8 protein-coding genes and 1 tRNA gene are annotated in these 6,975 nt (G+C 58.6%); 5 read left to right on the forward strand and 4 right to left on the reverse strand.

Going from position 1 to position 6,975, the window contains the following annotated elements; all coding sequences use genetic code 11:
- The first annotated feature begins 80 nt into the window (after positions 1 to 80).
- Positions 81 to 599 (forward strand): crossover junction endodeoxyribonuclease RuvC, encoded by a 519-nt coding sequence (ruvC, locus tag Q0K10_RS15245; protein WP_294508906.1) that lies wholly within the window; start codon positions 81 to 83, stop codon positions 597 to 599.
- Between the two features lie 3 nt (positions 600 to 602).
- Positions 603 to 1,229 carry a TatD family hydrolase gene (locus tag Q0K10_RS15250; RefSeq protein WP_294508909.1) on the forward strand — a complete coding sequence of 209 codons (627 nt, stop codon included), beginning with the start codon at positions 603 to 605 and terminating at the stop codon, positions 1,227 to 1,229.
- Between the two features lie 31 nt (positions 1,230 to 1,260).
- Here Q0K10_RS15250 and Q0K10_RS15255 read toward each other — a convergent pair whose 3' ends face one another.
- The 3 genes from Q0K10_RS15255 to Q0K10_RS15265 form a co-directional block, all read right to left on the reverse strand.
- On the reverse strand, positions 1,261 to 3,288 hold the full coding sequence (locus Q0K10_RS15255) for a DUF4965 domain-containing protein (protein ID WP_294508912.1): 2,028 nt from the start codon (positions 3,286 to 3,288) through the stop codon (positions 1,261 to 1,263).
- A 97-nt stretch (positions 3,289 to 3,385) separates the two neighbouring features.
- Positions 3,386 to 3,856 (reverse strand): ribonuclease HI, encoded by a 471-nt coding sequence (gene rnhA, locus Q0K10_RS15260; protein ID WP_294508915.1) that lies wholly within the window; start codon positions 3,854 to 3,856, stop codon positions 3,386 to 3,388.
- Positions 3,853 to 4,461 carry a 3'-5' exonuclease gene (locus Q0K10_RS15265; RefSeq protein ID WP_294508918.1) on the reverse strand — a complete coding sequence of 203 codons (609 nt, stop codon included), beginning with the start codon at positions 4,459 to 4,461 and terminating at the stop codon, positions 3,853 to 3,855. Before Q0K10_RS15265 ends, rnhA begins: the two co-directional genes overlap by 4 nt.
- 181 nt (positions 4,462 to 4,642) lie before the next feature.
- On the opposite strand from Q0K10_RS15265, the gene Q0K10_RS15270 reads away from it, so the two are divergent.
- The 3 genes from Q0K10_RS15270 to Q0K10_RS15280 all read left to right on the forward strand — a co-directional run bounded on the left by Q0K10_RS15270 (position 4,643) and on the right by Q0K10_RS15280 (position 6,139).
- A complete protein-coding gene (locus tag Q0K10_RS15270; protein ID WP_294508921.1) occupies positions 4,643 to 5,278 on the forward strand; it encodes an SGNH/GDSL hydrolase family protein in 636 nt (211 codons plus the stop codon).
- 15 nt (positions 5,279 to 5,293) lie between these two features.
- The gene (locus Q0K10_RS15275; RefSeq protein WP_294508924.1) at positions 5,294 to 5,959 is read left to right on the forward strand and encodes an SGNH/GDSL hydrolase family protein; all 666 of its coding nucleotides are present in this window, start codon (positions 5,294 to 5,296) and stop codon (positions 5,957 to 5,959) included.
- A gap of 104 nt (positions 5,960 to 6,063) precedes the next feature.
- Positions 6,064 to 6,139 (forward strand) — tRNA-Phe (locus Q0K10_RS15280).
- A 252-nt stretch (positions 6,140 to 6,391) separates the two neighbouring features.
- On the opposite strand, the gene Q0K10_RS15285 is transcribed toward Q0K10_RS15280, so the two are convergent.
- Positions 6,392 to 6,562, reverse strand: coding sequence for a hypothetical protein (locus tag Q0K10_RS15285; protein WP_294508928.1), 171 nt, complete (start codon positions 6,560 to 6,562; stop codon positions 6,392 to 6,394).
- Between the last annotated feature and the right edge of the window lie 413 nt (positions 6,563 to 6,975).

The following is a 6,975-nucleotide window of genomic DNA, read 5'->3' on the forward strand; positions in this document are numbered from 1 at the left end:
GAGGATTTTACTCAATTCAAACTCGTAAAAAATTGAGTTTTTCCCGGCATCGAAGTGGAATTTTATCATAGGAGAGAGGAATGGTCATTCTCGGCATCGATCCGGCGATCCGCACGACCGGGTACGGAGTGATCCGGGCTGAATCCGCGGCGCGCTTTGAGATTCTGGATTGCGGGATCATCGCAAACTCCGCGCGATTGCCGCATACGGAGTGCCTGCGCCGCCTCGCGGGCGGGATTCGGGAGCTGGTCGGGGCGTTCACGCCTGACTACGCGTCGATCGAGGATCCGTTCGTCGGGCGCAATGCGTCGACCGCGATCATTCTCGGAATGGCGCGCGGCGCGATTCTGACGGCACTTGCGGAGTCGTCGGTTCCGGTCTACTCCTATTCGCCGAGTTCGGCCAAACGGGCTGCGTTCGGCAGCGGCAAGGCGACCAAGGAACAGGTCGCCTTGATGGTCTCCGCCGAAACCGGCATCGCGATCGAACGGATTCCGCTGGATTCAACCGATGCGATCGCGCTGGCGGTCTGCCATGCGCAGAAACTGCTGCATTCCGGGCTTGGCGTGCCCGGTGCCGGGATTGGGAAGGCGCTCTGAAGGATGGCGACCGATTTCCATGCCCACCGCCCGAAATCGGCGGCGCGGACGCTCGTTTCGTGCGGAGCGGAAGAGCTGTCGCGCTACCCGCTCGCATCGCTTGAACTGCACCCCTGGAAACTGCCGGAACAGTTCGTGCCGCTCCCTCGGGCATTCCGGGAGACGCTGAACGGCGCCGCCGCGCTTGGGGAGATCGGGCTTGACCGGTTGCGCGGTCCCGCGTTGCCGGTGCAGCAGAGGTATCTGGAAGAGCTTCTGGCTCTGGCTGCGGAACTGCATAAGCCGGTGGTCGTACACTGTGTGCGGGCGACGGAGGAGCTGCTCGGAGCGAGGAGGCGTTTCCCGGAGCTGCGAATGCTGTTTCACGGTTTCCGTGGAAAGCCGGAGCGGCTTGCGCGGCTGCGGGAACACGGTTTTTTCATCTCGCTCGGAGTTGCGGCGCTGAACGATGTTGTGCTTGTCGAATATCTCCGCTCTTCCGGGCTTGGCGGCATCGGCTTTGAGACGGATGAGGTGCCGGAGCCGATCGAATCTGTTCTCGGGTTCGCGGCGGAAAAGCTGCATATCCCCTGCGGAGAACTTGAGGCGCGCACGGACGAAACCTTCCGGAATTTCTGCTTTTCCGAATGATCCGTCCGCTGCGCGCCCTGTTGCCTTTGCGTTATTTCCGGAGCAGCCCGAGGTATTTCCGGCGGAGTTCCGGATCATCGAGCAGCCGGATGAAGAGTCCGCCGACTACGGAGCGGGCCTGGAATCCGACCATGCGGCCGTCGGTCGTCTCGAACCAGTCGGTCATCGGCACCCGGGAGGGGGTTTCGTTGAGCCAGGTCCGGAGCGGAGTGACGAGCGCGTCGAAGTCGTCGCGTTTTCCGGTCAGCGTGGCGCTCCAGACGATCCAGTCGAGTTTCGTATAACTCCTGCGGCTGTCGAGCGGGAGGCCGTACCGGTTCTGCATGCGGCGGTAGTGAGCGAGTTCGGTTTCCGCGATTTCGCCGGGGAAGAGGTTGAGCCCGAGCAGCTTGTCCCAGACGAGGTTGTACTTCTGACTCCAGGAGCCGGGCTGATCGAATGCGAGCCGGTAGCATCCTGCTTCGTCAAATGCGTCCTGTTTCCACCGCTTTGCGGCCTCCGCTGCGGCGGAGCGGTATTTCGCGGCTTCGGCGTCGTTGCCGAGTTTCCGTTCGACGAGCGCCCAGGAGCCGAGCGCGAGAATCGCCTTGAGTGAAAGATTCGTGTTGTGAGCGAGATGTCCGGCGAAGTCATCCGTGCAGAGCTGATTCTCCGGATCATACCCTTTGTCGAGCAGGTAGTCGGCCCAGAGTTTGAGCGTGTCGTGGTAGCGGCGGGCGAAATCGAGATCGTTGTGGAACTCGACCAGCGCAGAGGCGAGCAGCAGCATGTTGCCACACTCCTCGACCGGCATCTGATCCAGCTCGGAGCGTTCGCCGCCGCCGTAGACCTGGCCGTTCGCGAGCGGATAAGTGCCGAGATCGTGCGGGGCGAACGGGAATTTCCAGCGGCGGCTCCCGGCGTAGTCGAGGATCGGGATCAGCATTCCCCTGAGCAGCGCGGGGGAGGTCAGCAGGAAGAGCGGCGCGGAGGGGTAGGTCACGTCGACCGTTGCGATGCAGCCGTTCGAGAAGTTCTCCTTGGAGAAGAAGAGCGGCGTTCCGTCGAAATCCGCCACGAGCTTGTGCGCGCCGATCGCCTGCCGGAATGCGAGAGCGCAGAGATCCGCATACGCTTCACCGCCTGCGGCTTCCGCATCGGCCAGCAGCATTTGGTCATACGCTTCGCAATCGGCGCGGAGTGAGTTGAATTCGGCGGCGGCGCGCGTCAGGAGTTCTTCGAATCCGTTGATCGATTCGCGCCAGAAAGCCCGGAGTTTGCGGTTCAGGTATTCGATCGACCAGACGTCGTCGTAGGCCGCCACCGCCCACGCTTCGGCATGGCCGTTCGCCGGAACCGCGAGCGGGAGCGCGAATGCCATTGCGATCCAGTTCTCCTTGACGGTCTGCGGCATATCGAGGTCATCCGGAACGGAGGCTATTGTGCCGTTCTGAGCGAAGGGGCGGCGCAGGCTCGGGTTCTCCGCGATGGCGGTTTCCGCCCGGAACTTCCGGGGTACGCCGAAGAAAAAGCGTCCCCATTCGATGCGCAAGTTGTCCCCGGAGCGGCGCAGCGGCCGCTGGTCGGCCGAGGCGAGGCTCATGAGTTCGAACTCCGGATGGTGGAATCTCCCCCAGACGATCTGGTCGCTCGTCTGGTCGACGCACGGTTCGCCGCCGCAGTCGAAGTAAACGCTGCATTCATGTGCGGCGCCGTCGAGCGATTCCACCTGGAAGATCAGATAGGTCAGCGGTCGGGAAAGCACGTCAGGTTTGTGCGGCAGCGCCGGCGTCAGGAACGTGACGGTCAGCCGGACCGCGCTCTCTTCAAACGTGTAGATCGTCCGGGTCGGCAGCACCCGGCAGGAGGTCTGCTTCATTGCCGGGGCGAATTGCGGGCGGCCGCACCAGACAAAGGTTCTGCCGTCGATTCGGATCATGCCGACCATGCTGATGTTGCTGCCGGTCCAGTGGTGCGCCCAGTCGTCGTTGAGCGCGTCGCTGAACGACCAGATGCTGAAGTAGGGGTCGTGCACCACAAGCGGCACGGCCGGATAACGAAGCTGCGAATTTCGATTCATGATCAATCCTCCACGGTTGCGTGATATTGATTTTGTAATATATTGCCGAAAATGGGAAATAAAATGGAGAAAATTGCCGGATTGATGAAAAAAATGGTCATTCTGTCAGATGGAATCCGGAATCCGGCGGCAGAACGATCTGGCGTGCGGCATTTCTGGCGAGTTCGTCGCAGCGGTTGTTTTCCGGATGATCGGCATGTCCTTTGAGCCAGATGGTTGTGACGCTGTGGCGTTTCAACTGCAGGAGAAGCCGCTTCCAGAGATCCGCGTTGAGGACCGGCTGTTTGTCGGCCTTGCGCCAGCCGCATCGGCTCCAGCGTTCGAGCCACCGCTTTGAAACGGCGTTCACAAGGTAACTTGAGTCGGAGTGAAGCGTGACCTCGCATGGCTCCTTCAGCGCTTCGAGAGCGGCGATGGCGGCGAAAAGTTCCATGCGGTTGTTGGTTGTTTCTGCGAATCCGCCGCACAATTCGCGACGGTGAACCCCGTATGCGAGAATCGCGGCCCAGCCGCCGGGACCGGGATTCCCGCTGCAGGCGCCGTCCGTGTGAATGACGACCTTTTTCATCGGCTCCGGCCTTTTTTCGGGATGACCCGGCAGGGGATGCACCCCTCCGGAGAGATTCGTCCGGGAGTGACGCCCGCGTGTTCGAGCAGCTCCCGCCAGCCGGCAGTTCCGGTGAAGTCGAACATCTTCTGGACGAGAAATGCGGCGGCGGCGGCGTCTTCTCCCGCCTGATGGTGGCGGAATTCGAATCCGAGATGGCGGCAGAGCGTGTTGAGTCGGTGGTTCTCGAAATCGGGCCACACTCTTCGGGCGACTTTGCAGCTGCAGAAGTAGGGGAACTCCGGCAATTCAAGTTCGTAAAGTTCCATGACTTTCTGGAACGCTCCGATGTCGAAGGCGGCGTTGTGAGCGACGATGACGCGGTCGCGGAACAGTTCCGCGAGTTCGGGCCACACCTCGTCCCACTCCGGCGCGTTGTGCACCATTTCCGGCCGGATGCCGTGGATCGCGATGTTGAACGAATGGAACCATCCGCAGCGCTCATGCGGCCGGATCAGGATCTCCCTGCGTCGGGTGATCCGCCCGCTTTCGAGTGATGCGACTCCGACCGAGCAGATGCTGCCGGGATCGGCATTCGCAGTTTCAAAATCGAGTGCAAGAATCATGAGGTGTCAAGAGTTTCATGTGAATGGTTCAACACTGCTGCGTAACATAGCAAAAAACTTCTTTTTTTGCAAGCACAGGGGGCTTTTTTTTGAGAAAATCCCATCTCTTTTGTTTGCAAACCAGAGCTCTTCACTGTATAGTTAACCAGTTATCCAAACTTGAGAAACGGGGGCTTGCGGAATGAAAATTACAATCATCGCGGCATTGACCGCGCTGGTGCTTGCAGGATGCGCCACCACTTCGGACGTGCCGTCTTACCGTCAGATGCTGGTGGTGGGGGATGCGCTTACGGCGTGTGCACCGGATGCGTCTCTCGGCTGGCCGAACGACTGGGGAATGGCGGCGACGGCGCGGGAGAAGGACTTCGCCCATCGGCTGCATACGGCTTTGCGCGAAGCGTCGCCGGAGCTGGAGCTCGCGACCGACAGCATCATGTACCAGGACGAGATGACCGGCTGGGTACATCTGCTGCCATGCCGCGCGGATCTGGTGGTGATTCAGCTGGGGGAGAATTACAAGGGGGGAATTTCGCTGGAGGAGTACGGCGAGGCCTACGGGCAGATGATCGATGAATTGCGTGAGGGATCGCCGAAGACGGTGGTCTGCCTCGGTCCGTGGGAAAACGTGCAGCTGGAAGAGGTGATTGCAGAGGCGGCGGCCGCGCACGGAGCGAAATTCGTCTCGTTGCGTGCGATTCACGCGGATCCGGCGAACCGGGCTGCGTCGGAGGGGAAGTTTCCAAAGATCGGCGGGATGCCCGGTGATCGCGGAATGGAAAAAATCGCCGAAGCTGTTCTGAAGTCGCTCGGCAAATAACCAGGAGGGGAAGCTATGTTCAAACCGTGTTTGTTGTTCGTCTGCGCTGTGCTGTTTGCAGCGGGTGCGGGAGCCGGAGAGATCGGGAAGGTGCTGATTATCGGAAACAGCATCATGAAGCATGGAGTCGCGCCGCAGCTTGGCTGGAACACCGACTGGGGGATGGCGGCGACGGCCGAGGAGAAGGATTACGCACATCTTCTGTACCGGAAGATCTGCGACCAGGTGAAACAGGAGAAGGCGCCGGAACTTCAGCTTGCCCGCATTTCGAATGAGAAGGAGATGAAGGGGTGGGATGCGCTCAAGGGGAACGATGCGGATGTGATCGTGATCCAGATTTCGGACAACTATCGCGGCAAGAAAAACAAGGAGGAGTTCCAGAACAACTATTCGCAGATGATCCGGGATCTGCGTGGTGATCGTGATCCGATCATCGTCTGTCTGACGAACTGGGGAGGTGGAGCGCTGAACGAGATGATACGTGCTGCGGCTGCTGAAAACGGGGTTTTGGCGGTGGATCTTGCGCCGCTGGCGGCGGATCCGGCAAATCGTGCGGGGAGCGAAGGGCACTTCAAAAACGGTGGAGTGAACTGGCATCCCGGCGATCGTGGAATGGCGAAGATAGCGGAAGCGACTTTTGCGGCGATTGAGAAACCGCTCCGGGAAAAGGTGGCGAAATAAAAAACCGGATAAAAAAACAGGAAAAGTTTGAATTCCGGTTTGACTTTTTTCAAAAACGGTGTTTATTATAGGATGTCAAGCTCGAAAGGCGTTGACATTTTGGTGGCAGGATAGCTCAGTCGGTAGAGCAGGGGACTGAAAATCCCCGTGTCCCCAGTTCGATTCTGGGTCCGGCCACCATTTTTTTTGCCCGGAAATCAAAGATTCACCTCGGATTTTCCCATTTCAGCAACTTGCCGTCCGATTTTCAATTAACGTACTTCAAGGCCCTTTCTGCCTCAAAGTGTAACCAAACTGTAACCAAAAATAATGGTTCTTTCGGAAAAGTCAAACGGCAAGTAAATCGCCTCCTCCAAAATCTACTTTTATAATCCGGCTGCATTTTGAGAATTAAAAAAGAGGCTCCGGTTTTAATCGGAACCTCTTGCCGGATCAAGCCTCGCGACAACAGGTCTTGAAACCGGCACTGATGACGGAAGCCAGCCAAAACAGACCGGCAAGCAGCATCAGGCCGATACCGACCTCGAACAGAGAGGGCAGCAGAGCGATCAACAGCCATGCGGCAACGATGGCAAGGGCGGCAGTCAGGATTTCTTTCAACATGGTAGGTTCTCCTTCTAAGTTAATGGAATAAGACCGGCAGAAGGGACACATCTGCCGGGGTACGCGGGTAGGCACCAAGTCTGAGTGTACCAAGCTCAAACCGGGAACAGGTCGTATTGGCTGGACCGTGTGGAAAATCATCAGGTGGCTTCAGTGGCTTTCGCATTACTTACCATTATGAATAACCTATTTTAAGATAGGTCTATAAATAGGTTATTCTAAGGGGGAGTTTTCATATCGGCCACTGAAGCCATTTATTTCCTCCAGAGAATGGCTTCCCGTCCATCGAGTCCGAATAACCGGGTCAATCCCCGGTAGCAGAGATCGGCGCGGGCGGGACTGTACTTCTTGGCGGTTTCAGTGAAGGCGTTCAACAAACTCCACCGGGTCGGCTCGGCGAACTCCTCGTGTTT

The sequence above is a fragment of the uncultured Victivallis sp. genome (assembly GCF_944391105.1).
In the GTDB taxonomy this organism is placed as follows: domain Bacteria; phylum Verrucomicrobiota; class Lentisphaeria; order Victivallales; family Victivallaceae; genus Victivallis.

What these genes read in the sequence shown, in the direction of transcription:
- rnhA (WP_294508915.1), bottom strand. Translation starts at nt 3,856, where the DNA reads ATGAAAAAGGTCGTCATTCACACGGACGGCGCCTGCAGCGGGAATCCC.
- ruvC (WP_294508906.1), top strand. Translation starts at nt 81, where the DNA reads ATGGTCATTCTCGGCATCGATCCGGCGATCCGCACGACCGGGTACGGA.
- Q0K10_RS15265 (WP_294508918.1), bottom strand. Translation starts at nt 4,461, where the DNA reads ATGATTCTTGCACTCGATTTTGAAACTGCGAATGCCGATCCCGGCAGC.
- Q0K10_RS15270 (WP_294508921.1), top strand. Translation starts at nt 4,643, where the DNA reads ATGAAAATTACAATCATCGCGGCATTGACCGCGCTGGTGCTTGCAGGA.
- Q0K10_RS15250 (WP_294508909.1), top strand. Translation starts at nt 603, where the DNA reads ATGGCGACCGATTTCCATGCCCACCGCCCGAAATCGGCGGCGCGGACG.
- Q0K10_RS15255 (WP_294508912.1), bottom strand. Translation starts at nt 3,288, where the DNA reads ATGAATCGAAATTCGCAGCTTCGTTATCCGGCCGTGCCGCTTGTGGTG.
- Q0K10_RS15285 (WP_294508928.1), bottom strand. Translation starts at nt 6,562, where the DNA reads ATGTTGAAAGAAATCCTGACTGCCGCCCTTGCCATCGTTGCCGCATGG.
- Q0K10_RS15275 (WP_294508924.1), top strand. Translation starts at nt 5,294, where the DNA reads ATGTTCAAACCGTGTTTGTTGTTCGTCTGCGCTGTGCTGTTTGCAGCG.